Genomic DNA, 24,874 nt, shown 5'->3' on the forward strand with positions numbered 1-24,874 from the left:
TGCACATCACCAGGGAAAACTTATCTCCTTGGCGTTTTTTAAGAAAGGCAAGACTTAATTGATGTTATCACGTGTTGCGTAAGAGCACTGTATGAAAACAATTTAAATGAATGGCTGGGAGTGTAGTTTTTTTCTGCTCTCAGCCATTAGGTTTATTCGTAGATATTATTTATTTTAAGTTTACTCAAAAATAAAGCTTGAATTGGAAATGAAAATAGGCATTAAAAAATTGTCTAGAGGATTTTCATGAGGAAGACCAATTAGTGGAAAACGATGGAAAGGTTGTCTCTCCTTAGGTACTACTGACAAATAAGATGGCTAAAAAGAAGGAAGAGGTACTTTCTATTTTAAAAGCCTATATAATCAGATGGCGCATTGAGTTAAAAATAACTATCCATTGTCCTCTCGGGACATTCATTGTATAATGTTGTAATAACAGACTTTTATTTATTATCAGATCATTAAGTGTTAGTATTTTTCAAATGTTGGTATAGTATGATTTGCTGGTGGCCAATTTAAAGGGGAGAAGCAAATGGAACAACAGACAACAACGAAGAGTCCAGTAAGGAAAAAAGGAAGATGGAAGAAGATATTACTTATTGGACTATTATTGTTACTAGTTATTGGGGTTGGAGTGTTCATATATATATATTCATACATAAATAAATCCTTGCCTCATATCGAAGGTACCATTGCGTTACCGCATTTACAAAATGAAGTTACTGTGATCACGGATGAAAATGGGGTACCCCATATAAGTGCGCAAAATGATCATGATTTATATATCGCTCAAGGCTATGTACAAGCGCAATATCGTTTGTTTCAAATGGACTTGTCACGAAGGCAAGCATCTGGAACTTTGAGTGAAGTAGTTGGAGAGAGTGCGATTAATAATGATAAATATTTTCGTGCGCTTGGATTAAGACGTGCAGCTGAAAAATCGTATGATACCTATACAGATGAAGGAATTGAAGTGTTAGAGTTATTTGCAGAAGGTGTAAATGCATATATTAACGAGGCAATAGAAGACGGTAAATTACCAATTGAGTATACGTTGCTTGGTGTAGAGCCAGAGGAATGGTCGACGATAGATTCCCTTACGATTGGGAAATATATGGCATTCGATTTAGGGGGAAATTGGGAACGACAAGCGTTTAACTATTATTTATTGAATCAGTTCTCAGATGAAAAAGCCTTGGAGTTATTTCCAGCATATCCTAAGAATAAGCCGACAATCATGGAAGATGGTGAAATTGATATAACGGGTATTTTAGAACATGCAGTTATTCCACATGATTTTAATGGAAGTAATAACTGGGTAGTAAGTGGTGAAAAAACAGCTTCAGGTCATCCGTTATTAGCGGATGATCCCCATTTAGGTTTGGCAACACCATCGATTTGGTTGCAGATGCATTTAGAATCAGCTGATGTAAATGTGGGTGGAGTTATTTTTGCAGGTGTACCTGGGATCATCCTTGGTCACAATGAAAATATTGCATGGGGAGTAACGAATGCAAATCCCGACGTTCAGCAGCTTTATATGGAAAAGCGGAATCCAGATAACAAAGAAGAATTTGAGTTTGAAGGAAAATGGGAAAAGGCACTTGTTCATGAGGAGCCAATCAAAGTGAAAGACGGTAAAACGATTGATTTCCAAGTGCTTGAAACACGTCATGGACCAATTATTTCTGAGTTTGCAGAAGATAGTGCGAAAGATACCGTTTTCTCTCTACGCTGGACTGCACTTGATGCAACGACAGAGTTAGAGGCCATCCTAGATATCAATCGGGCAGAGGATTGGGAAACATTTGAAAAAGGGTTAGAAAAATTCATTGTTCCAACGCAGAATTTTGTTTTTGCTGGGAAAGATGGAACCATTGCATACAAAGCAAATGGAAAAATACCAATCTATGAAACGAGTGAAGATGCACTTTTACCACTTCCGGGTTGGGAAGCGAAGTACGAGTGGAAAGACTTTATTCCATTTGATGAATTGCCTCGTATCGTAAATCCGGAGAAAGGCTTTATTGCAACTGCAAATAATAAAATTGCTGGTGAAAGCTATGCCTATCATATTTCCAACGTTTGGGCACAGCCATATCGTTATGAGCGAATCACAGAAGTATTAGAGGCAAGGGACGATTTTACTGTAGAAGACATGCAAAGCTTGCAGATGGATGCGATGAATTTACGTGCGCGTGAGTTTGTGCCGCTATTTAATGATGTTCTAACAGGTGTAAACCTTGGTGAAGCGGAAAAAGAGGCATTGGAGTTGCTACGAAATTGGGATTATAAGGATGGTGTCGAGCTACCCCAGCCATTGATATTCCATTCCTGGTTTGATGAAATCGATGCAATTTTATATGATGAAATTCCCGAATCGATGATGGAATTTTTTAGTGCGAACGGACAGACAACCGACGAGCTATTACGTAAGAGTATCAATGGTGAAAAATCCATTTGGGTAGAAGAAAATGGTGGTTTAGAAAAGGTATTGCAAACATCCTTAACTGCAGCAGTTATGAAATTAGCGGATAAATATAGCGAGGATATGGAAGCCTGGCGGTGGGGAGATTATCATAAAGTACAGTTTTATCATCCGTTATCTAACGTACATCCTATACTAGCCTACTTTTTTAACAGAGAAAAGCCAATTCCAGTTGACGGAAGTGCTGTCACGCCAATGGCAGCAGCATACAAGAAGGAAACTGGAGAAGTAGATCACGGCGCTTCCTGGCGCTTTGTCATCGACATGGATCAGCCTGTCGTCGGATATCACATTGTCGCACCAGGGCAAATGGGACATTTTAGAAGTGAATGGTACCATGATCAAATGAATGATTGGGCAGAAGGGAACTTCCACAGGACAAAAATCAAAGATGCCCAAGGGAAAGAAATGTTACTTAAACCAAGTATAGAGTAAGCTTTTATAAGGAACTTCAGGGAAATCCTGAAGTTTCCCTATGATAAATGTTGTTGCCTAATTGCCGCTTTCCATTGGAATGGAGAGCGGCTTTTTATCTCGGGAGAATTTGTAATTAAAGGTAACTTGTTTGTTGAAAGAGATGTAGCTTTATGATATTAAAATTAAAAGAAAGGAGAACCCACTTTTTGTAGATTCTCTAATTTTTATGTAAAGCCCTTTTTTGAGAAGCACCTTATTTTTAAGTGGCTGGGAGTACGTTTGGGTTCTGCTCCTAACCACTGAGTTTGTCCCTTAAAATCACGCATCAACTGACAATTCATAAACAATCCGATATGTCTTTTTATCACCTGCATCAAGCACAATATTACCGAAATCCGGATGATGAACTGCACCAGGTAATGTTTGCGGCTCGAGCGCAACAGCCATATGGGGGGATAAGGCATGCCCATCATTTACGATTATTTTTGATTCCGTTGCATTTAAAGAATAGAAAACCAGTCCATTTCGATCAGAGTGAATGCGAATACGTCGGCCGTTATCCAAATGCCTTAATACGGCGACTTCTGAATCCGTTACCTTATAAGGGTCATCAAAGCCTGATGCCCCAGATTGTTTGACAGATTCCAATTTTTCTAAAAGGTTACTTTCCTCGTTAAAGTCATAAGCTGTGTCTGAGATATTTAGTAGTTTACCAGTCGGGATTTGGTTCTTATCAAGCTCCACCGTTTCACGCGCGGGGATGCTTAATAGATGATTCTTGAGCCCGGCTGTTTTATCATCGTTTAAATTAAAATAACTATGGGTAGTCGGGTTGAACAAGGTCGCCATTTCGGATTGGTTTTCACCGGTAAATTCAATTTGTAACTGATTTCCAGAAATCCAAGTGTATGAAATGGACACAGCGAGTTCAGCGGGGAAGCCGTCCGTCCCTGGATCAATTTTTTTCGTGAAAACTATGCCATTCTCAAGTTCGGAAACGTCCCACCATAAGCTATGGAATCCATTGTTTCCACCATGTAATGTGTTATTACCTTCATTTTGTGGCAATTGAATATGTTCATTATTATACTGGAAAGCCCCATTTTTAATTCTTCCGCCGACCCTACCGATCGCTTTACCAAAGAAGTACGTTTGATCTGTTATAAAATCCTCCGAGTCATGGAAGCTAAGTAAAATATTACTAGTATTGCCGTCTTTATCTGGCATTGTTAGTGACGTTAATGCAGCACCGACATTAAGGCAAGAAAAGGAATAACCATTTCCTTTGTCCACCGTATATTTCATTAAGGGAATGTCTGTCTGAACGTTTAATTTTTCTTTTGTAATTGTCACCATAATGAGCACCAACTTTCTAGATTGAGTAAACGGTTACAATGCAATCGTATCACTTGTGCGTATGAAAGTCAATTACCTTTGACTTATACGGACAAGTGATATAAAATGAGGGTAGTTCATAATTCTGTAAGGGGATGAGTCTCGATGTTGGAAAAATTGAAACAAGAAGTCTATGAAGCGAATATGTTACTGCCAAAATATAATCTTGTAACGTTCACATGGGGAAATGTCAGCGGGATTGACCGGGAAAAAAATCTCGTCGTCATTAAGCCGAGCGGTGTGGCCTATGAGGAATTAACACCAGAGCAAATGGTCGTTCTTGATTTGGAAGGGAATATTGTGGAAGGTGATTTAAATCCATCGAGTGACACAGCAACTCATCTTGTATTATATAAACATTTTCCAGAAATCCAAGGAGTCGTTCATACCCACTCGCCGTGGGCAGTGACATTTGCGCAAGCCGGCCTTGATGTACCAGCTGCTGGCACGACCCATGCAGATACATTTTACGGACCGGTTCCAGTTACAAGAAAAATGAAGGAATCGGAAGTAGTCCATGATTATGAGAAGCAGACGGGTGACGTAATTGTCGAGACTTTTGAAGAAAGAAAAATTAATCCGTCTGAAGTACCAGCAGTTCTCGTCAACGATCACGGTCCATTTACATGGGGTAAATCAGCAGAGGATGCGGTCCATCATGCAGTTGTTTTAGAAGAGGTATCCAAGATGACGTATCATACATTACAATTGAACCCCCATCAGATCGACATGGATTCCTACCTATTAGATAAACATTATTTAAGAAAACATGGAAAAAATGCTTATTATGGTCAACAATAAATGATAACTTGAATAAAATGCTGCTGTTTTGAAGAGTGTATCCATTACTTCTTCAAGGCAGCGTTTTTTCTTTGTGATATAATAAATTTGTCATGACATAAAAGGGGATCTAGCCATGGTTAAAAAATATGAACGAATTAAAATAGATATAAGTGAAAAGATCTTATCGGGTACTTATCAGGTGAGTGATAAGTTACCGACGGAATCAGAATTAATGGAAATGTATGAAGTAAGCCGCTTCACGGTGCGCCGGGCAATTGATGAGCTGGAGAAGGATAATTACGTTTACCGGATTCAAGGTGCCGGGATATTTGTAAATGACTGGAAAAGTAAACCGAAGCAGCAAATTCAAAATAAAACGATAGGGCTCATATCAACACATATAACGGATTATATTTTCCCGAATATCATCAGCGGCATCGATAATTATATCTCCGCATACGGTTACTCGATACTTATTGCCGATACTCAGAACAATCCAGAGAAAGAACGGAAAAGTTTAACGAATCTGACAGCCAACCAATTGTCAGGATTTATTATCGAGCCGACAAAGAGTGCGAGAAATAATCTCAATAAAAATATGTACGATAATATAAAAGCGATGGGTATCCCGATGTTATCGATCAACGCGACGTACGATGATCTCAATATTCCGTATTTAGTGATGGATGATGTGAAAACAGGGGAGATGGCGACCAATTACTTAATTTCTAAAGGTCATCAGCAGATTGTAGGAATATTCAAGGTTGATGATAAGCAAGGGGTTGACCGGATGAATGGCTTTATCAAAGCTTATCAGGACCATCCGGAAATCTCGAATATGGGCGATATGATGATGTACCAGACAGAGGAAAAAATAGATAATATCTTCAAAAAGCTGCACACGATGCTGACGCGTTCTAAATATGCTCCAACGGCAATCGTTTGTTACCATGATCAGCTGGCAATTCAAATTATGAATTTCGCAAAAGAGATTGGCTTAAAAATCCCAGAAGATATTTCGATTATTGGCGTGGATGATTACCCGTTTTCCAAATACACGAATCCAAGCTTGACGACGATTCGCCATCCTCAGGAAAAGATGGGATTTGATGCAGGGAAAATGATTATTGATATGATTAATAAACAGGAAGTCCGTTCCAAAGTTTATGAGCCGGAGTTGATTGAACGCGATTCCGTTCTAGAATTAGAGAAAGTTAACGATTCTCTTCAGGAAAAGAAGGGATAATAAAGTGAAACTTCATTCAGTGGGGAATTCCTTACCCCCCACTGAATGTTAGTTGAACAGAATCAGGTATTTACGGCCTGTATATCCCCCACCCTCACATATTGGGCTTCCCTCGTGTTTAGAAGTGGGGGGTATTACAGACCGTTAATGCGTGATAAAAAGTCCGAATGATTCAGCCTTACCTTATACTCTAAGGGAGGAGGGAAGATCATTCGGATTTTTCATGGATTAAATATGTTCAATTGCCGCTAATTCAACTGGTAGTCCGGCCCTATATTTCGTAATGAATTGCTCGTAACCTTCCACCCCCGCAGGTTCTGGGCTTAATGTAGAACTTTGCGGGTCAGTAAATACGTATTGGTCAAGGAAATCCTCTAAACTGATTTCCTTATTTCCTTGCTTCACGTAAGCTGCAAGTACTGCCATACCCCAAGCACCGCCTTCACTAGCCGTTTTCATAACCGTAATCGGTATATTTAGTGCATTGGAGAGGATTTGTTGGGCGATGACAGGTGTTTTAAATAGGCCGCCTTGTGCGATTAAAACATTTGTCTCGATTTTTTCTTCATTAATTAAAATATCCATTCCAATTTTCAGTGGAGCAAATGCTGCATACAACTGCGTAAGGAAGAAGTTAGCGAGTGTGAAGGAACTATTGACATCTCTTACGAATAGAGGGCGTCCTTCTGGCATTTTCGTGATATTTTCACCAGATAAATAACTATAATTGACTAATCCGCCAGCATCCGGTTCTGATCTTGTTGTTGAGTGGAATAGGATTTCAAATAAGCGGCCTTCATCAAGGTTAACGCCAAGACGTTCAGCGAATTCTTGAAAGATACCAGCCCAAGCATTAATATCGGAAGAGCAATTATTCGTATGGACCATCGCAACAGGCTCATTATTTGGTGTTGTCACGAGATCGATGTCTTTATAGACTTTCTGTAATGGTTTATCAAGGACAAGCATGGAAAAGGCAGAAGTCCCGACGGAAATATTTCCAGTTCGTCTCCGAACACTATTCGTACTAACCATTCCAGTTCCCGCATCCCCTTCAGGAGGAGCCATGATACTACCGGCTTGAAGGTTTCCGTTTATATCTAGTAATCTGGCACCAGCTTCTGATAATGTGCCTGCATGATCCCCTGCTTGTAATACTTTTGGGAGGATATCAAGAAGGTTCCAGTCGTATTGAGAGACATTTTCCAGGTTTTCAAACAGCTTTATATGCTTATCGGAATAAGAACCCGATTCTTCAATTGGGAACATGCCGGAAGCATCACCTACACCTAACACTTTTTCTCCAGATAACTTCCAGTGGACATAACCTGCAAGTGTTGTAATGAAATCAACCTCACGTACATGCTCTTCTTGATCAAGGATTGCTTGATATAGATGGGCAATACTCCAGCGCTCCGGAATATTGAATTGGAATAGTTCGGTCAAGTCATGTGCCGCCTGTCCTGTCGTATTATTCCGCCATGTACGGAACGGTGTTAGTAATTCATCATTTTTTGAGAAGGGTAAGTAGCCGTGCATCATGGCACTTACCCCAATGGAACGAATATTTGAAAGTGTTGTGTGATATTTACTTTCTACGTCAGCAGCTAGTTGAAGATAACTGCTTTGAATCCCTTTCCAAACATCTTCAAGGGAATAGGTCCACATGCCATTTTCGAATTTATTTTCCCAGGCATAGTTTCCAGCAGCAATCGTATTGAAATCGTTGTCAATTAGGACAGCTTTGATTCTCGTAGAACCTAATTCAATCCCGAGATATACATCGCCTTGCTGAATCGCTGTGGACGTCTCTGTAAGATTCATAAAAATTACCTCCAAAATCTATTATTCTGGTTCTCTCTTCATTTTAGGCTGTTTTATTATTCTTTGCCAATCCTTTCATTTCACCGATTTTCTCAATTTCTTCTAATGTGCGGCCGCGAGTTTCTGGTACACGGATACGGATAAAGGCGACTCCGAGTAGACAAATGATACCAAAGATAGCGAATACAGCTTCCTGTGCCATCGAGGCAGTCATAATCGGAAAGAGCAATCCGACGAGGAAAGATCCTATCCAGTTAAAGGATGAAGCCAAACCGGATGCACGTCCGCGGATGAGCAGCGGGAAGATTTCTCCGACAATTACCCACGTTAAAGGTGCCCATGTAAAGGAATAGAATGCGACATAAATACTTAGGAACACAACAATCATCATCGGGTTCGCATCTGGAACAATGGAATTGATGATCGCCGGGAAGATAAAGGAAAGCCCCATTACTGTACCCCCGAGGGTCAACAATGTCCGACGTTTAAATTTATCCGCAATGACAAGGAACACTAAGGAACCTATTACTAGAATGATACCTTGGATAATCGGCCACAGCAATGCAGAGCTTGCTGCTTGTCCAGTAGCTGATTCTACGATTAACGGGATATAGTAGAATATCGCGTTAGCTCCTTGGAACTGCTGGAAGGCTGCGACACCGACACCGGCAATAACTAAATAGCGATATTTACTATTTAATAAAGCACCCCAAGAAACTTTCTGATTTTCTTGCTTACTGCTCTCTTGAATTTCTTTGATTTCGGTTTCAATTGCTTCTTTATTTGGGCGAATATAGCTTAGTACCTGACGAGCTTCGCCAATCTTATTATTTTTAATAAGGAAACGAGGCGATTCCGGTAACTTTAATACACCGAGAAACAGAATGATAGCAGGTACCGCTGCCATCGCAAGCATAGAGCGCCAAGCCATCGTCGTTGGTAATCCGCTTAGTAAAAAGTCAACAACATAGGACAGTAACATCCCGGAAACAATCATTGTCTGGTTTATCCCAGATAAGCGTCCCCGTAACTTGGCTGGAGCCATCTCTGACATATAGGCCGGAACAAGTGCAGATGCTGCACCAACGGCAAGACCAAGAAAGACCCGAACGATAATTAGGAAGATATCACCATTAGGCGGTGCAATTCCCGAAAGGATTGATCCAATAACGAAGATAATCGCAGAAGCTAGAATCATCTTCCGGCGCCCGAAACGGTCCGAAAGTTGTCCTGCAAGAGCACCACCGAAGATTGCCCCTAACATAATAGAAGAAGTTATCAAGCCAATTGTTGCCGCATTTTGCAGTCCCCAATCTTGCTGCAGGAATGGAAGCGCTCCTGTCATAACACCAATATCATAACCGAATAATATTCCTCCAAAAGCTCCAAAGAAATAGATAAACTTATGAGAAATCTTTTTTTCTTTTACCAATTAAATTCCCTCCCTAGGTGTAGAACATTTCTCGAAAATAACTTCTTTAAAATCGTAAAGGCTTACAAACAAGAACGTAATGAGAGTACTAGCAAGTGAATGGAGTTATTTATCAGTACAACTATGTTAAAAAATATGAATTAATTGCGTATAACTAATGTACCTCCTCTTTTATATGGTTACTTTCAGCTGGAAGTAAAGGCTTTCACAAATAAATAATATCATTATTGTACAGACAAATCAACTAAAATATTTTTGTTCGTATAAATAGTGTAGTGTCATATGCTTTGGAACACGTGGATTTATTAAGGGTTCTATTGTTTTACAGAGATGATTCACCTATCTTTTATACGTATAAATAAACTTATTATTGACTTGTGCGTATCATTAATATACAATACAAGTTGTAAGCGGTTTACAAAATATTAAACGTACAGTACTGTAAAGAGATTCAAACCATGTGAATGGAGCAGGGGAAACTTAAGATATTTAATTCAAGGAGGTCTTTATTATGTTGGAAATAAATCAATATGAATTTTGGTTCATTGTAGGAAGTCAGCATTTATATGGGGAAGAAGCATTGAATGCCGTTAAGGAAAACGCGGTAGAAATCATGAATGAATTAAATGAAAAGGGTAATTTCCCTTATCCGATTGTATTTAAAACAGTTGCGACGACTGCAGATAGCATCACAGAGGTTATGAAGGAAATTAACTATAATGATAGTGTTGCTGGTGTTATTACGTGGATGCATACATTCTCTCCAGCGAAGAACTGGATCAGAGGGACGAAACTACTTCAAAAGCCATTGCTTCATTTGAACACACAGTTAGCGAATAATATTCCGTGGAAAGACATTGATATGGACTATATGAACCTACACCAAAGCGCACACGGGGATAGAGAGTATGGTTACATTAATGCTCGTTTGAAGAAAAATAATAAAATTGTTGTCGGCCATTGGAAAGATGAAGAGGTTCAGAAGGAAATTAAGCAGTGGATGGATGTTGCTGTTGCTTATAATGAAAGCTTCAACATTAAAGTTGCTAGATTCGGTGACAATATGCGTAATGTGGCTGTTACGGACGGGGATAAGATTGAAGCACAAATTCAATTCGGTTGGACAGTCGATTACTTCGGTATTGGTGACTTAGTCGCTGAAATGAATGAAGTGACTGATGAAGCGATTGATGAGGTATATAAAGAGTGTAAAGAGAAATACGAATTTGTAGTAGGCGAAAATGATCCAGCATTTTTCGAAAACCAAGTGAAAGAACAAATTAGGATTGAAATCGCATTGAAGAGATTTTTAGAGCGTGGTGGTTATACTGCATTCACGACGAACTTCGAGGATCTATGGGGTATGAAGCAGCTCCCTGGTATGGCGGTACAGCGTCTGAATGAAGCCGGGTTTGGTTTTGCTGGTGAAGGTGACTGGAAAACAGCGGCACTTGACCGTTTAATTAAGATTATGACTCATAACAAGTTGACAGGCTTTATGGAAGATTATACGTACAACCTAGTGAAAGGTGAGGAAGCGATTCTGGGCTCGCATATGCTTGAAGTTGATCCGACCTTAGCAAGCACGAAGCCACGTGTGGAAGTTCACCCGCTAGGTATTGGTGATAAGGAAGACCCTGCGCGCTTAGTGTTCGATGGGGTGGAAGGAGAAGGTGTGAACCTGACTGTTTCCGACTTTGGTGATCATTTCCGAATGGTAATGTACGAAGTAGAAGGAAGTATCCCAGCGGAACCTGCCCCGCATCTGCCCGTCGCTCGTCAAATGATGACTATAAATGCCGGATTCCAGCATGGCGTGGAAAAATGGGTTGAATATGGTGGAGGTCACCATACGGTTCTATCATTTGCAGTTACTGCTAAACAAATAGAAGATTTAGCGAAAATGTTCGGATTGGAATGTGTAACAATCCGATAAAGTAAAACTTCAATCAGCGGGGCGCTTTATCCCCGCTGATTGTTAGTTGAACGGACATAAGGTATTAATGCGGACTGGGACATGGGGTTGGGACATGGGGTCAGAGCATTTGTCCCAGGGACAAACGCTCTGACCCCACGCTCCACTTGCAGATTATTCCTATAAATGATACACTACAAGTAATTATTTGAAATGGAGGTGGTTAAGGATGTTGAATCAGGCTGTTTTAGGGCACGGTTATGTATTGGATTTTCTGTATTTTTGCCGTGCAAAATTTGCAGGTTTAGTTGTTAACGGGATAAGTATGCCCTTTTTTAACAACTAAATAGCAAACTAAAACAGTGAAACATTCTTAACCCGCAGGCGGTATAATACGTAGGCAAAGAGTGCATTTTCATGCACTCTTTTTTCATATGGTGAAGTGGTCGCACTTCTATAAGTCATGGGGAGAGTTGTCTTCTCATGGCTTTTTTTATGTTTAAGAAGGATTGGGACATGGGGTCAGAGCATTTGTCCCAAACGAGCGGTCGCTCGGGACAAATGCTCTGACCCCGCGTCCCATTACGAGGAGGAAGGAAAATGATTATTTGCAGTGTGAATCATATCGCAAAAATGTATGGTGGAAATATGGTTTTTGAAGATCTTACATTTGAAATAAAAGAAAAAGAACGGCTCGCTTTAGTAGGAAGAAATGGAAGTGGAAAGACGACTCTACTTCGGTTGTTAGCTGGTGAGGAGTTAGCTGATGGAGGAAAAATTCACTGGAAAAAAGGTGCTTCCAGAGGGATTTTGCAGCAGATTCCGGAAGGGGTGGAAGGTACTGGTAGAGATGTTTTAAAGCAAGCCTTTTTTGAACTGACTAAGATCGCACAGAAAATGGAAAAGCTTGAACGTGATATGGCTAATGAGGTGGATGTAAAAGGGTTAGAAAAATTAGTATCCGAATATGGTACGTTACAAGAAATATTTACTGTAAAAGGCGGTTATGAAATGGAGGCGGAGATCGAGAAAATTATCCATGGTCTAAATATGGAATCTTTCATTCAGCAACCATTTCGTGAGCTTAGCGGAGGAGAGAAAACAAAGGTAGGGTTAGGTCAACTGCTGTTGAAACAACCGGACTTGTTACTGTTAGATGAACCGACGAATCATCTTGATCTCATGGCTGTTGAGTGGTTGGAGAGCTTTTTGCAAGATTACGAGGGGACAGTTCTTGTGATCTCCCATGATCGTTATTTTCTCGATGAAGTAGTAGATAAAGTGATGGATTTGGAGGACGGGGAACTGACGATGTATCACACGAATTTTACCGGATATGTAAAGGAAAAAGAGAAGCGACTATTGCAAGCTTTTCAGGATTATGAGGAGCAACAGAAGAAAATAAAGAAAATGAAGGAGGCGATTAAACGGTTGCGGGAATGGGCGAACCGTGCGAATCCTCCAAATGCAGACCTTCACCGGAGAGCTCGTAATATGGAGAGAGCCTTGGAAAGAATGGATAAATTGAATAGGCCAGTATTAGAGCGGAAGAAGATGGGGCTTGAAATGGAAGCTGGAGAAAGGAGTGGAAAGGATGTTATCCAGCTACGCGATGTCAAGAAAAGTTTTTCAGGAAAACAATTATTTGCGGACATCTCGATGCATCTTGTCTACCAAGAGCGAGCTGCAATAATTGGGGAGAATGGGAGTGGAAAGTCAACACTTCTGAAGCTGATATTAGGTGAAATAGCTGCAGATGGAGGAGAAATACGAATAGGGAGTAACGTCAAAATTGGCTATCTGTCTCAGCATGTATTTCAAGAAGCTAAGAATGAAACGGTGATTGAAGCTTTTCGTAATAAGGTGAGGGTAACGGAAGGAGAAGCAAGAAACATTTTAGCGAAGTTCATGTTTTATGGTTATGCCGTCTTTCAAAAGGTTTCCGGTTTGAGTGGTGGGGAGCGGATGCGTCTAAGACTTGCGGAACTGATGTATCAGGATGTGAATCTCTTAATTTTGGATGAACCGACAAACCACTTGGATATTGATTCCCGGGAAGTGTTGGAGGAAGCGTTGGATGATTTTAACGGAACGATCTTGGCTGTATCCCATGACCGGTATTTTCTTAATCGCTTGTTTGAGAAAATATATTGGATGAAAGATGGAACTCTTCATGCGTTTAATGGGAGTTATTCCTGGGCGAAGGAGAAAATGGAGGAGACTAGAGCGCGACAAGCGGAAAAGAAGGAGCTTGATAGAAAACAAGAACACTCCCTTTTCGAGAAAAAGCTTCGTGAGAAAAAACATAACGAAAACAAGGTAGGGAAAGAGCTAAATCTTCTGGAGGGAAGAATTATCGAACTGGAAAGGAAACTATCAGAAACTCAAGACTTGGACTTATTACAGCAACTATATGAGGAAAAAGAAGAACTAGAAGAGATATGGCAAGCACTTATTGAAAAATTAGACTAATCGATAGTTGGGACATGGGGTCAGAGTAAATGTCCCAAACGAGCGGTCGTTCGGGACATTTACTCTGACCCCAGTGTCCCACTTTTAAGGGAGGAATATGAAAATGGAAAATAAATCAGTGATTAAGATGTGGCAAAAGTATCAGGATAGGTTTGGAGATGTAGCTAACGAGTATGAGGCATGGGCTTTCGGGAATTCCAAGGAGATGGCAGATGAACTTGCTGATCTTGTGTTGGCTGGAGTTAAAACGGCAACTAGTTCCCTTTATCTATTCTATGAATTGGAGAATGAAACTTTACCGTACGTTGGGCTGCATAATATTATTCTGAACGGTAAGGGAGAAGCGGTTGCGATCATCGAAACAACTTCAGTCCAGATTACTCCTTATGATGAAGTTACAGAAGAACATGCATATCTGGAAGGGGAGGGGGATCGTTCTTTAGCTTATTGGCAGAAAATACATGAAGATTTTTTCAAAAAAGAACTTCGAGAGATAAATAGAGATTTTACAGAAGATAAGCTCGTCGTTTGTGAGAAGTTTAAGTTGGTATATAAGAATGGAGAAATTTGTTAAAGGGGAGAAATTCAAGGTCAAATTGATGCTGGCTTTGCTATTATTGGTTTTTACGAAGATGATTTCGGCGGGAAGCGGATGCTAGATAAGTATATTAAAACATTTATTACGTATTAACGGTCTGTAATCCCCCTCCTCTAAACATGAGGGAAGCCCAATATGTGAAGAGCGGGGATAAACAGTCCGTAAATCCCTGATTCTGTTCAACTAACATTCAGTGGAGGAGGTAAGGATCCCCCACTGAATGAGTTTCACTTTATCGCTACACGTACGGTTAAAATTGATCAAATGGAAATTTTACCTAAATAACTATTAAACGGGCCAAATTCAATTCAATTTGGTAGGGTACAATCTGCCGAATTGTTCTTGCAATACGGATGAAAAAGGCTGTTAATCTAGTTTTTACGAGAAATCGTAAGGCGATAAAATATAAAATGATGTACATTATCCCGTATGTTAAAGAGAATTCCAATAACGCAAAGTCCTGTGATGTAAGTAAATGAACGCCTTCACCGTTTGCGAAGAATTGCGGCGTGCCAAATAAATAAGGATGAATAAAAATGATGATTCCGACGAGCAAACTAACCGCTACTGTAAATACTCCAAGCATGAAAAGGTGCAGACTGATGAGCAAAACTTTCCCAAGAAACTTAAATAGGGAAGAAAGTATACTGGATTTCCTCACCAATGAAATAATAATTGCTAAAACAATAATAACGACAAAGAAAATCCCATAATTAATTAAAGCTTCAACCAAACCCCTTACCCCTTGTCCCGCTATAACCCCTTGTCCCGCTATAGCATGATGCCACCGTCGACGTGGAGGGCGTGGCCGTTTATGTAGTCGGATTCGTTGGATGCTAGGAAGAGATAGGTATTAGCAATGTCTTCTGGTTTACCAAGCCGCTGTTGGGGAATTTGCGCTTTCATTTGTTCAATAACCTTCTCAGGTACTGATGTAACCTTACTTGTTTCTGTAAATCCAGGTACGACTGCATTTACATTAATTCCTTTTCTCGCCAGTTCTTTCGCCCAGCTTTTGGTCATGCCGATGATGCCGGCTTTTGCAGCGGCATAATTTGTTTGTCCAACATTACCATACACACCAGAAACAGAGGATGTACTTATAATTTTTCCACTACCTTGTTTAATCATGTATGGGATAACTGCTTTGGTACACTGGAATACTCCAGTTAAGTTCACATTGATGACTTGCTGGAATTCTTCGACACTCATTTTGGTAAGCATTGCATCCCTTGTGATGCCTGCATTATTAACTAAAATATCAATCCGGCCATACTCTTGAATAGTCTCATCCGCAAGCTGCTTGCAACTATCCCAGTCAGCAACATTAACTTGGATGAAGCGGCAATCCACTCCTTCTTCTAGCAATATTTTCTCTTGTTGTTTTCCTGTATTCTCATCAAAGTCTGCAATCACTACCTTTGCATCTTCCTTCGCAAAAACGCGAACTGCTGCAAGCCCAATACCATTCGCAGCCCCTGTAATAATTGCAACCTTCCCATCTAATCTCCCCATCTCAAAAACCCCCTTCCGAACTATTTAATATTTTCTATCATTTTAACATAGAAAAAGAAAATCGGGACACTGGGGTCAGAGCATTTGTCCCAATCAACTGGGACAAGTGCTCTGACCCCAATGTCCCAACCCCTCGGTTAGTTTTCTGTTCGTCCTGTTTTTGAGGTTAGTTCAAATAGTCCTGCTTCTTTGGCTGTAATGAATGCAATGTAAACAAATGGTCCGAAGATGAGTCCAAGCACACCGCCTAGTACATAACCAAAGTACATGGAAAGTACGGTTGGAAGGGCAGCAAGGCCTATAGAATCTCCCAATACTTTCGGTTCGATTGTTCTGCGTAACACAAGTAAGACGATTGTAAGGATAATCAATTGAATCCCCATAAATGTATTCCCGAGAATAAAGGCGAGTAGTGCCCAAGGGACGAGTACAAGTGCTGGTCCGACGTATAATGGAATGATATCGACAATCCAGATAATGAAAGACATGACCAAGGCGGGCCCTGGAGCAATAAACTTAAGGCTAACGAAGCAAAAAATAAATACCCCGATACTTAAGATGAGTTGTGCTTTCCAATATCCGAGGAAGACTTCACCCATACGTTTGGAAATGAACTGCAGCTTAGCGGCAAGGTCAGAACGGAACCAGCTCCAGAAAATCTTCTTCACTCTTGGTAATTCCAGACTGAATAAAAATAGAGCAATCAAGAAGAATAAGGAGACAAAAATTAAGTTTGGAATCGCCGCTACAATATTTTGTACAAACGATCCAATTCCAGTAATAATGGAGGTCGTAATACTTAACGCTGTCTGCATGAAATCAGAAGATAATGCTTCTAGTTCTTCAATAATCACATCCGCCATTGGAACTTCTTGGAGAAAATCATAGAACTTTTCAATATTGTTTTCTATAAAATGCTGCACTTCGATGGCATAGCGCGGGATTTGAAAAGCCCATCCATAAAGAATGTCAAAAATGACAACGACTGTAATATAAATGATTAGGCCGCTAATGATCAGAAAGGATAGAAAGGTAATCAAAACAGGTAAGATTCTTTTCTTCCATTTGAATTTGCGCATCATTAGCCGAACGAATGGTTCAAAAACTAGTGCGAGCAATAGTGCAAGTAGGATGGGGAAAATTTGTGAGAAATAAAAATATGTAAGGAGGCCCCCAACAACAATAAGTACTCCGATGATAATTCGTTTGATAATTACATTTGACGTGCTCATTTATAAGCAGCTCACCTTTCAAGTATAAAGATAGAATAATAGATTAAGATAAAAGTTCGGTAAAAGATACAACTATTATAACAGGTTAGAAGGGGAAACACCCATTCAATTGCTAGGAAATTTAGGGACATTGGGGTCAGAGCATTTGTCCCAGTGGGACAAATGCTCTGACCCCACGTCCCATCCCGCGATCACAATTCTAATTTTTCTCGTTCTTCTGTTGTGAAAATCCGTGATCTTGTCAAAAATCGCTTCCCTTCTGGACCTTCCACGGAAAACATCCCACCTCTTCCATCTACCACATCAATGATAAGCTGGGTATGTTTCCAGTATTCATATTGATCTTTGGACATGTAAAAAGGCGTATCGCCAATTTCTCCTAGTAACATATCCGATTCACCGGTTCTGAATTCATCACGTGGATAGCACATTGGGGAACTTCCGTCACAGCAACCTCCGGATTGATGAAACATGAGCGGGCCATGGATTGTTTTCAATTTTTCTAGTAATTGAAGTGTACTTTCCGTCGCAACAACACGTTGTACCATCAAAAAATCCCTCCTTATTTTAATCTATGTAAAAAGGAAGCTAATCAATACAGGCGATTAGCTTCCTTGCAGATGAAAGTTAGAATAAACCGGTAGGGCCTTCACTATAACTGATTAATAAGTTTTTCGTTTGCTGGTAATGGGCGAGCATCGTCTGGTGATTCTCCCGGCCGATTCCGGACTTTTTATATCCGCCAAATGCAGCATGGGCAGGATATTGATGATACGTATTCGTCCAAACTCTTCCTGCTTGAATCTCCCGACCAAAGCGGTAAGCAGTATTAATATTCCGCGTCCAGACACCAGCACCTAGACCGTAGAGTGTATCATTCGCGATCTCCAGCGCTTCTTCCTTATCCTTGAAGGTTGTGACAGACAGGACCGGACCGAAAATTTCTTCCTGGAAAATCCGCATTTTGTTATGTCCTTTAAAGATAGTCGGTTCCACATAGTAACCGTTCGAAAGCTCTCCGTCCAGTTTATTTACATTACCGCCGATTAACACTTCCGCGCCTTCTTGTTTTCCGATATCAAGGTAGGAAATAATTTTCTCTAGTTGCTCGGTTGAGGCTTGTGCACCCATCATTGTGGTCGTATCGAGCGGATGCCCGATTTTAATTTCTTTAACTCGTGCGAGTGCCCGTGCCATAAATTCATCGTAAATGGATTCGTGAATCAAGGCACGAGAAGGACAAGTACACACTTCACCTTGATTTAAGGCGAACATTGTCAAGCCTTCCACCGCTTTATCGAGAAAACCATCATCTTTGTCCAAAACGTCTTCAAAAAAGATATTTGGTGACTTTCCTCCAAGCTCCAATGTTACCGGGATAATATTTTCAGATGCATATTGCATAATCAAGCGGCCGGTTGTTGTTTCGCCGGTAAAAGCAACTTTATCAATCCCCGGATTTGTTGCAAGTGGCTTTCCAGCTTCGACCCCGAATCCATTCACGACATTCAATACACCAGGAGGAAGCAAGTCATGAATCAACTCCAAGAGCACATGAATCGATGCTGGTGTTTGTTCAGCAGGCTTTAAAACGACACAGTTACCGGTAGCAAGCGCTGGTGCAAGCTTCCACGTCGCCATTAACAGTGGGAAGTTCCACGGAATAATCTGTCCGACGACACCGAGCGGCTCATGGAAGTGATAAGCAACCGTGTCATGATCAATTTGGCTGATGCCACCTTCTTGTGCACGGATGACACCGGCAAAATAGCGGAAGTGATCGATGGCTAAAGGCAAGTCAGCTGCGAGGGGCTCGCGAATTGCTTTTCCGTTATCCCAAGTTTCCGCAACGGCGAGCATTTCCATATTGTTCTCTATGCGATTTGCAATTTCATTTAAAATGTTTGCCCGCTCCGTAACCGAAGTTTTTCCCCAGGCTTCCTTCGCTTCATTGGCTGCATCGACTGCTAACTGGATATCTTCTTTTGTTGAACGGGCGATTTCACAGAATGCTTCACCAGTTACCGGACTGACATTTTCAAAATATAATCCCTTGACTGGTGGAAGATATTCTCCTCCAATGAAGTTATCGTAACGGTCCTTAAATGTAATCACTGCACCTTCTGTATTTGGGTTTTTATACCTCATATTAAAATCCCTCTCCTTTAATAATTTTTGCCATGTTGACTATAGGTTTGTCCTAATAAAACATATGCAAGTAGGAGAGGGAAAATGACTGGGACGGGACATGGGGTCAGAGCATCTGTCCCACTGGGACAAATGCTCTGACCCCATGTCCCGCTTTTAACCATCTAATTTTTCTTTTAATATGACTGCTTGGTTTTCTTTTTCATTTTTTGCTGCGAAGAGGAGAGTGACTTGGTTGGCATCAGCTGCTATTTTCTTTAATTCATCAAGCGCTTCTTTTTGTTCGCCGGATTTTAATTCTTTTAAGTACTTTTCTTTAAATTGTTTAAAGCTCATTTCATCATGATGAAATGATTTCCGTAATTCATCTGTCGGACCAATTTCTTTAAGCCAGTGATCGAGTTTCGCTTTTTCCTTTGATACCCCTCTTGGCCAGAGACGGTCAACGAGAATGCGTACCCCGTCTGCTTTTGAGGATTCATCATAAATTCGTTTCAGTTTAATCTTCAAGAAAATCCTTCCCTTCCAATATCTAATGTACCCGGGTATGCAAGAAAGAAATCTTCTTACCTGTTTTAAATTGAAAAAATTCCCAAGCTCTAGGCAGGTCTGTTAAAATGATATTATTTAATTGTAGTATCCGGAGCATAATATAAATGGAAAAAGCCTACAAAATTCACAATAAAGTTGAGGGAAGAGACGATGGTTAATGCAGGATTAATCCTTGAAGGTGGCGGTATGCGCGGATTATATACGGCAGGAGTGCTTGAATACTTTATGGAGCGGGATTTATACCCACCCTATGTCATCGGTGTTTCGGCGGGAGCTTGTATGGCCGCATCTTATCTTTCAAGGCAAAAAGGTCGAAACAAAAAAGTGAATCTCGGTTTTATTGAGGATAAACGTTACCTTTCCTTTAGAAATTTTATCAAGAAACGGGAACTTTTTGGGATGGATTTTATTTTTGATGAAATTCCAAATAAATTAGTTCCATTTGATATGGATACGTTTAAGCAGAATACAGAGGAATTCGTCATTGTAACCACCGATTGTGACACAGGGGAGCCGGTCTATTTTAATAAAACGGACCAGGGGACAGATCTCGTGAAATTACTCCGTGCCTCAAGTTCTTTGCCATTTGTAGCGTCGAGTGTGGAATATAAAAGCCGGCATTTATTAGACGGCGGGATTAGTGATCCCATTCCGATAAAAAAATCAGAGCAAGATGGCTTTGAAAAGAATGTAATTATCCTTACAAAGCCAGAGGGTTATTTCAAACGGCCAAGAAAAATGTACTCTATTATTAAGTATAAGCAGCATCCGAAAATAAATGATTTATTAAGGGAACGGTATAAGCATTATAATGAGACACTTGAATATGTCGCTAAACAGGAACAGCTAGGAAATGCGTTTGTGATGCGACCAAGTGTGGCATTGCCGGTAGGGAGGGCGGAACGGAAGAAGGAACGAGTGGAGGAGCTTTATGAGTTAGGTTGGAACGATGCTAAAGAGCAATTTGAGGCACTGCAGCGCTTTCTTAGCAATTGAAAACACTCTTTGTATGTTTTTCCGAAGAGAGGGAAAACGTAATAAAAAGGAGTGATACAATGAAGCAACGGCGCTTAAGCATTGAAGAATTTAATGAATTATTACAGAAATGGAATGATCAACAGATAAAGATTGTGAAGCAGGAAATGGATGATATAGATGAAATACTTCTTGTTTTAAGAGGAGTTTCTTTCACGAAGGGACAGAATATTGATGATTATATATCCCATTACGCCTTGCAATTAAACGGAAGTGGTCTCATCGAAACAACGATGAACAATTATGAATCCTTGCCAGCTGAAACATTTGAAATCCCTCTTGAAGAGGAAGCAACGTACGAATTTGATGGGGCTCGCTTTACGATCAGCACCTCCCGCGGAGTTTATACGATAGAACAGAATCAATTCGTTTAGGAGAAAATAAGTAGTTTAGCATTTTTTATTGAAAAAGATGCTAAACTACTTTATTTTTTGGAATGAATTCTTATTCGAACGGAATCGCAAAGCTTCTTTTGTTAGGATGTTTAGCAACGAGCAGATGGCATTTTCTTGCATTATCTTTTGTATACCAATGATCTTTTAAATATCTTTCCAACTCGTCCACTGTTTTAACCTTTTCGTCTTTTAATTCACTTAGAAGCATTTTAATATGCTCTTCATTCAACAGAAAGCCATTAATTTCTATCTTCATCATGGATAACTCCTTTTTCATTCAAATCTCTATGTCCGCATTATACCAAAAGAGAACGGAATACGATAATTTCCATCTGAAATAACTAGTAAAAAGAAGGACACACTAAGATTGAATTAGTGTAAAGGAGGTTTATACCATGTCAGAGGAAAATAAGAATAGAAATAAGGATAAAGGAAAACAGAGGAACGTGAGAAAATATGATACGAAGCCGAAGCGCGATGTGGAGATAGCTGAGGATACAGAGTTCCTAAATCTTGATCAGAAGAGAAATAAAAGAAAACGGGATGATTAATTTTAGTGCTTGGGAATGGGTGCCGGTGACTGCTTTTGCCAAAAAGGCACCCTTAATTTATCACGTATTAACGGTCTGTAATCCCCCCTCTTCTAAACATGAGGGGAGCCCAATATGTGAAGGGGGGAACAGTCGGTAAATCCCTGATTCTGTTCAACTAACTTTCAGTGGGGAAGGTAAGGATACCCCACTGAATGAGTTTCACTTTATTTTATAGGGAAGGGATATAAGATTTATCTTCCACGTATGTTTTATCCAAATTGTTGTTTGCAAAGAATATATTATAAAGATGATTTTCTATTGTGGGACAGTTGCTCTGACCCCCGTGTCCCAGCAAAAATATGGGACAAATGCACTGACCCCATGTCCCGCACTTTTTCTTGCATTTTGATGGGGAATACGTTATATTTAAATTGTGATAGTTAGTGAAAATGTTCACAAGTTAAAGTGTGAGAGGGATTTCAATTAAGTGATGGTTAAGGGAATTTACTCTTACCCTTTATTGTTCGAATGGGAGTGGGGTCTTCGGTAATTGCTATGTTTACGATAGGTAAGCGTAGGGTAATTATCTTAAGAAATAAAGTATCCTGCTATTATTAATTTTCTAAAAAATATCTTATTCGAACTGTTGTAGTGTATAAAATATGAGAAGGGAGCAATAACATGATGAATCTAATCGGAATAGTTGGAACGAACTCAGACCAATCCACGAATCGTCAATTACTAGAATTTATGCAAAAACATTTTGCTGAAAAAGCGAACATTGAACTTTATGAAATTAAAAATTTGCCTGCATTTAATAAACCTAGAGACACCACAGCACCACCTGAAGTGCAGGATCTTTCGGATAAAATTAAGGAAGCGGATGGGGTTATCATCAGCACACCAGAGTATAATCACTCTGTCCCAGCTATTTTAAAAAGCACATTGGAATGGTTATCTTATACGACTCAACCACTTATTGATAAACCGGTCATGATTACTGGAGCATCATACGGTCGCCTAGGTTCTTCCCGTGCCCAGTCACACTTGAGACAAATTCTTGATGCACCGGAATTGAAAGCACGTATTATGCCAAGTTCTGAGTTTCTGGTTGGCCTATCTTTACAAGCTTTTGATGAGGATGGCAAGCTTGCCGATCCAAACAAAGTGCAGGAACTAGAAGAAATCTTTAATGAATTTATCCAATTTGTAGATATTACAAAGCAATTAGTTAAAACGAATCCTAATAAAAACAAATCCAAAAGTTTTTCTTGGGAGAAGAATTAATCCAGGGAGGTATATAGATGAAAATCGTTGGAATCGTCGGATCAAATGCTGAATTTTCATATAACCGTTTATTATTAAATTTTATCGCTAAAAATTTAAAAAACTTAGTTGATGTTGAAGTGCTCGATATTGATGAAGTTCCGATGTTTAATCAATCGGATGATCAAACGAACAGTGAACCGATTCAATATTTAAATAAAAAGATAGTTGAGGCAGACGGAGTTATTATTGCGACACCAGAGTATAATCATTCGATACCTTCTGCATTACAAAGTGTTCTTGAATGGTTATCCTTTAAAATACATCCCCTTGATGGAAAACCAGTCATGATTGTAGGAGCTTCCTATGACGTCCAAGGGTCTTCCCGCTCTCAGCTTCATTTGCGCCAAATCCTTGACGCCCCGGGTGTGAATGCTGTCGTCATGCCAGGTAACGAATTCCTGCTTGGCGAGGTGCATCAAGCTTTTGATGAAGATGAGAATTTGAAAGATGCTAGCACCGTTCAATTCCTTGAGAGTTGTATTAAGAAATTTATTCGTTTCATTAATGTAGTAACGATTATCGACTCACCCGAGGGAATGAAAGATGTATCGAGTACAGAGGATTTATATGCTACAGGGAAAATCGATACAACAATTGAAGGCGTCGATATGGAAGCCGAAGATTGGGTCGAGCAGGCTGCTGAAGCGGTGGGAGCAGTTGAAGGTGATACGTACGTGAAATTGGACCGAGGAATTTTAACCGTTAATCAGTTGAATTACTTTCTAAAATCTATGCCGGCTGAATTAACGTACGCAGATAGCAATAACCAATTCCTGTATTATAACCGCATGTATGAAGCGGAAGACATGTTAGCATCCCGTACACCGGCACAGGTTGGTAATCCACTAGCTAAGTGTCACCCGGAAAGAACCTATAGCGGAGTTGCGTGGGTCATTCAGCAACTACGTAAAGGAAAAGAAGATGTCGTCCGAGCGCATGTGCCAACCCATGGACCAGATAAGTTCGTTGTGCACAGCTATCAGGCCATTCGGGATGAGGAGGGAAATTATCTTGGAATTAACGAATACGTCCAAGATATCAAACCGATTATTGACTGGTACTTGAAGCAAACCGGACAACAATTAACCGGTGGCGATGTTGATGCAGTCTCCGGAGCTACAGAAAAAGTAGATACGGTATCGGGAGCAACCGCTCAAGATTAATAATGAAAAGAAACATAGGGGAAAGAGGTCTCTATGGCCTCTTTTTTCGAAAGCTAACAAAGATAAAATAAATATGCTGTGAACTTAGGTATCTAGGGCGAGCCACGTCCGGCTCCAGCGCCCAGCAACGAGCAGATCTTTTGGTGGGACGAGCAGTGCGCAGTCCCAAACTTCACACTCTTCCAATCGATAAGTCAACATCAACTCAAAACTAAAGGAGGACCGCTTAAATACGGGCTAAAGCCCAACAACGGCATACCCCTTAAAGGGGCATGTTACCTTTATCTCATTGCGTAAAAGGGAAGTTCGATTAAGTTCGCCCCGTCCTGGGGCAACATCGAACTACCTTCCGTCCTAGGAGGCACAGTTTGTACGTTGCTACGACGCACAGGATGTGCTAGT

The 24,874-nt window shown here is 40.3% G+C and carries 22 protein-coding genes and 1 pseudogene; 13 read left to right on the forward strand and 10 right to left on the reverse strand.

Annotated elements, in window-relative coordinates:
* The first annotated feature begins 532 nt into the window (after positions 1 to 532).
* Positions 533 to 2,923 carry a penicillin acylase family protein gene (locus IEX94_RS14805; protein ID WP_188858553.1) on the forward strand — a complete coding sequence of 797 codons (2,391 nt, stop codon included), beginning with the start codon at positions 533 to 535 and terminating at the stop codon, positions 2,921 to 2,923.
* Positions 2,924 to 3,223: 300 nt separating this feature from the next.
* On the opposite strand, the gene IEX94_RS14810 is transcribed toward IEX94_RS14805, so the two are convergent.
* A complete protein-coding gene (locus IEX94_RS14810) occupies positions 3,224 to 4,261 on the reverse strand; it encodes an aldose epimerase family protein (RefSeq protein WP_188858555.1) in 1,038 nt (345 codons plus the stop codon).
* 144 nt (positions 4,262 to 4,405) lie between these two features.
* Here IEX94_RS14810 and IEX94_RS14815 point away from each other — a divergent pair, with 144 nt between their 5' ends.
* Complete coding sequence (locus IEX94_RS14815; protein ID WP_308425611.1) at positions 4,406 to 5,101, forward strand: L-ribulose-5-phosphate 4-epimerase; 696 nt, start codon at positions 4,406 to 4,408, stop codon at positions 5,099 to 5,101.
* Positions 5,102 to 5,216: 115 nt separating this feature from the next.
* Positions 5,217 to 6,329 carry a GntR family transcriptional regulator gene (locus IEX94_RS14820; protein ID WP_188858557.1) on the forward strand — a complete coding sequence of 371 codons (1,113 nt, stop codon included), beginning with the start codon at positions 5,217 to 5,219 and terminating at the stop codon, positions 6,327 to 6,329.
* 228 nt (positions 6,330 to 6,557) lie between these two features.
* Here the strand turns inward: IEX94_RS14820 and IEX94_RS14825 are convergent, their stop codons facing one another.
* Positions 6,558 to 8,153 carry a xylulokinase gene (locus IEX94_RS14825; protein ID WP_077703051.1) on the reverse strand — a complete coding sequence of 532 codons (1,596 nt, stop codon included), beginning with the start codon at positions 8,151 to 8,153 and terminating at the stop codon, positions 6,558 to 6,560.
* 43 nt (positions 8,154 to 8,196) lie between these two features.
* Positions 8,197 to 9,585 carry a sugar porter family MFS transporter gene (locus IEX94_RS14830; protein WP_156857008.1) on the reverse strand — a complete coding sequence of 463 codons (1,389 nt, stop codon included), beginning with the start codon at positions 9,583 to 9,585 and terminating at the stop codon, positions 8,197 to 8,199.
* 511 nt (positions 9,586 to 10,096) lie between these two features.
* Here IEX94_RS14830 and araA point away from each other — a divergent pair.
* The 5 genes and pseudogenes from araA to IEX94_RS14850 all read left to right on the forward strand — a co-directional run.
* The gene (gene araA, locus IEX94_RS14835) at positions 10,097 to 11,521 is read left to right on the forward strand and encodes an L-arabinose isomerase (RefSeq protein WP_188858559.1); all 1,425 of its coding nucleotides are present in this window, start codon (positions 10,097 to 10,099) and stop codon (positions 11,519 to 11,521) included.
* A 208-nt stretch (positions 11,522 to 11,729) separates the two neighbouring features.
* Positions 11,730 to 11,846: an RAxF-45 family protein gene (locus IEX94_RS20150; RefSeq protein WP_308425612.1), complete on the forward strand. Its 117-nt coding sequence runs from the start codon at positions 11,730 to 11,732 to the stop codon at positions 11,844 to 11,846.
* A 254-nt stretch (positions 11,847 to 12,100) separates the two neighbouring features.
* Positions 12,101 to 13,972, forward strand: a complete 1,872-nt coding sequence (gene abc-f, locus IEX94_RS14840) for a ribosomal protection-like ABC-F family protein (RefSeq protein ID WP_188858561.1) — start codon at positions 12,101 to 12,103, stop codon at positions 13,970 to 13,972.
* A 97-nt stretch (positions 13,973 to 14,069) separates the two neighbouring features.
* Positions 14,070 to 14,546 carry an ASCH domain-containing protein gene (locus IEX94_RS14845; protein WP_373290841.1) on the forward strand — a complete coding sequence of 159 codons (477 nt, stop codon included), beginning with the start codon at positions 14,070 to 14,072 and terminating at the stop codon, positions 14,544 to 14,546.
* A 6-nt stretch (positions 14,547 to 14,552) separates the two neighbouring features.
* Positions 14,553 to 14,663: pseudogene (locus IEX94_RS14850) on the forward strand (SAM-dependent methyltransferase); the annotation flags it as partial.
* Positions 14,664 to 14,847: 184 nt separating this feature from the next.
* Here the strand turns inward: IEX94_RS14850 and IEX94_RS14855 are convergent.
* The 6 genes from IEX94_RS14855 to IEX94_RS14880 form a co-directional block, all read right to left on the reverse strand.
* Complete coding sequence (locus IEX94_RS14855) at positions 14,848 to 15,303, reverse strand: hypothetical protein (RefSeq protein ID WP_188858565.1); 456 nt, start codon at positions 15,301 to 15,303, stop codon at positions 14,848 to 14,850.
* A gap of 38 nt (positions 15,304 to 15,341) precedes the next feature.
* On the reverse strand, positions 15,342 to 16,085 hold the full coding sequence (fabG, locus tag IEX94_RS14860; protein ID WP_188858567.1) for a 3-oxoacyl-ACP reductase FabG: 744 nt from the start codon (positions 16,083 to 16,085) through the stop codon (positions 15,342 to 15,344).
* Between the two features lie 137 nt (positions 16,086 to 16,222).
* Positions 16,223 to 17,317 carry a sporulation integral membrane protein YtvI gene (ytvI, locus tag IEX94_RS14865; RefSeq protein ID WP_188858569.1) on the reverse strand — a complete coding sequence of 365 codons (1,095 nt, stop codon included), beginning with the start codon at positions 17,315 to 17,317 and terminating at the stop codon, positions 16,223 to 16,225.
* A gap of 191 nt (positions 17,318 to 17,508) precedes the next feature.
* Positions 17,509 to 17,865: a DUF779 domain-containing protein gene (locus IEX94_RS14870; RefSeq protein WP_156857002.1), complete on the reverse strand. Its 357-nt coding sequence runs from the start codon at positions 17,863 to 17,865 to the stop codon at positions 17,509 to 17,511.
* A 79-nt stretch (positions 17,866 to 17,944) separates the two neighbouring features.
* Positions 17,945 to 19,465, reverse strand: coding sequence for an aldehyde dehydrogenase (gene adh / locus IEX94_RS14875; protein WP_188858570.1), 1,521 nt, complete (start codon positions 19,463 to 19,465; stop codon positions 17,945 to 17,947).
* Between the two features lie 156 nt (positions 19,466 to 19,621).
* Positions 19,622 to 19,975: a DUF488 domain-containing protein gene (locus IEX94_RS14880; protein WP_188858571.1), complete on the reverse strand. Its 354-nt coding sequence runs from the start codon at positions 19,973 to 19,975 to the stop codon at positions 19,622 to 19,624.
* A gap of 192 nt (positions 19,976 to 20,167) precedes the next feature.
* On the opposite strand from IEX94_RS14880, the gene IEX94_RS14885 reads away from it, so the two are divergent.
* Entirely contained in the window at positions 20,168 to 21,013 is an 846-nt protein-coding gene (locus IEX94_RS14885) for a patatin-like phospholipase family protein (protein ID WP_188858572.1), read from the forward strand.
* A gap of 59 nt (positions 21,014 to 21,072) precedes the next feature.
* Positions 21,073 to 21,426: a protein YmzB gene (gene ymzB / locus IEX94_RS14890; protein ID WP_156856998.1), complete on the forward strand. Its 354-nt coding sequence runs from the start codon at positions 21,073 to 21,075 to the stop codon at positions 21,424 to 21,426.
* A 70-nt stretch (positions 21,427 to 21,496) separates the two neighbouring features.
* Here the strand turns inward: ymzB and IEX94_RS14895 are convergent, their stop codons facing one another.
* Positions 21,497 to 21,706, reverse strand: coding sequence for a hypothetical protein (locus tag IEX94_RS14895; protein WP_156856997.1), 210 nt, complete (start codon positions 21,704 to 21,706; stop codon positions 21,497 to 21,499).
* A 136-nt stretch (positions 21,707 to 21,842) separates the two neighbouring features.
* Here IEX94_RS14895 and IEX94_RS14900 point away from each other — a divergent pair, with 136 nt between their 5' ends.
* The 3 genes from IEX94_RS14900 (at position 21,843) to IEX94_RS14910 (ending at position 24,472) form a co-directional block, all read left to right on the forward strand.
* Entirely contained in the window at positions 21,843 to 21,998 is a 156-nt protein-coding gene (locus IEX94_RS14900) for a hypothetical protein (RefSeq protein WP_188858574.1), read from the forward strand.
* Positions 21,999 to 22,661: 663 nt separating this feature from the next.
* Complete coding sequence (locus IEX94_RS14905) at positions 22,662 to 23,267, forward strand: NADPH-dependent FMN reductase (protein WP_229782741.1); 606 nt, start codon at positions 22,662 to 22,664, stop codon at positions 23,265 to 23,267.
* Between the two features lie 17 nt (positions 23,268 to 23,284).
* Entirely contained in the window at positions 23,285 to 24,472 is a 1,188-nt protein-coding gene (locus IEX94_RS14910; protein ID WP_188858575.1) for an NAD(P)H-dependent oxidoreductase, read from the forward strand.
* Positions 24,473 to 24,874: the final 402 nt, after the last annotated feature.

The organism is Oceanobacillus indicireducens, from assembly GCF_014647195.1.
Classification (GTDB): domain Bacteria; phylum Bacillota; class Bacilli; order Bacillales; family Amphibacillaceae; genus Oceanobacillus; species Oceanobacillus indicireducens.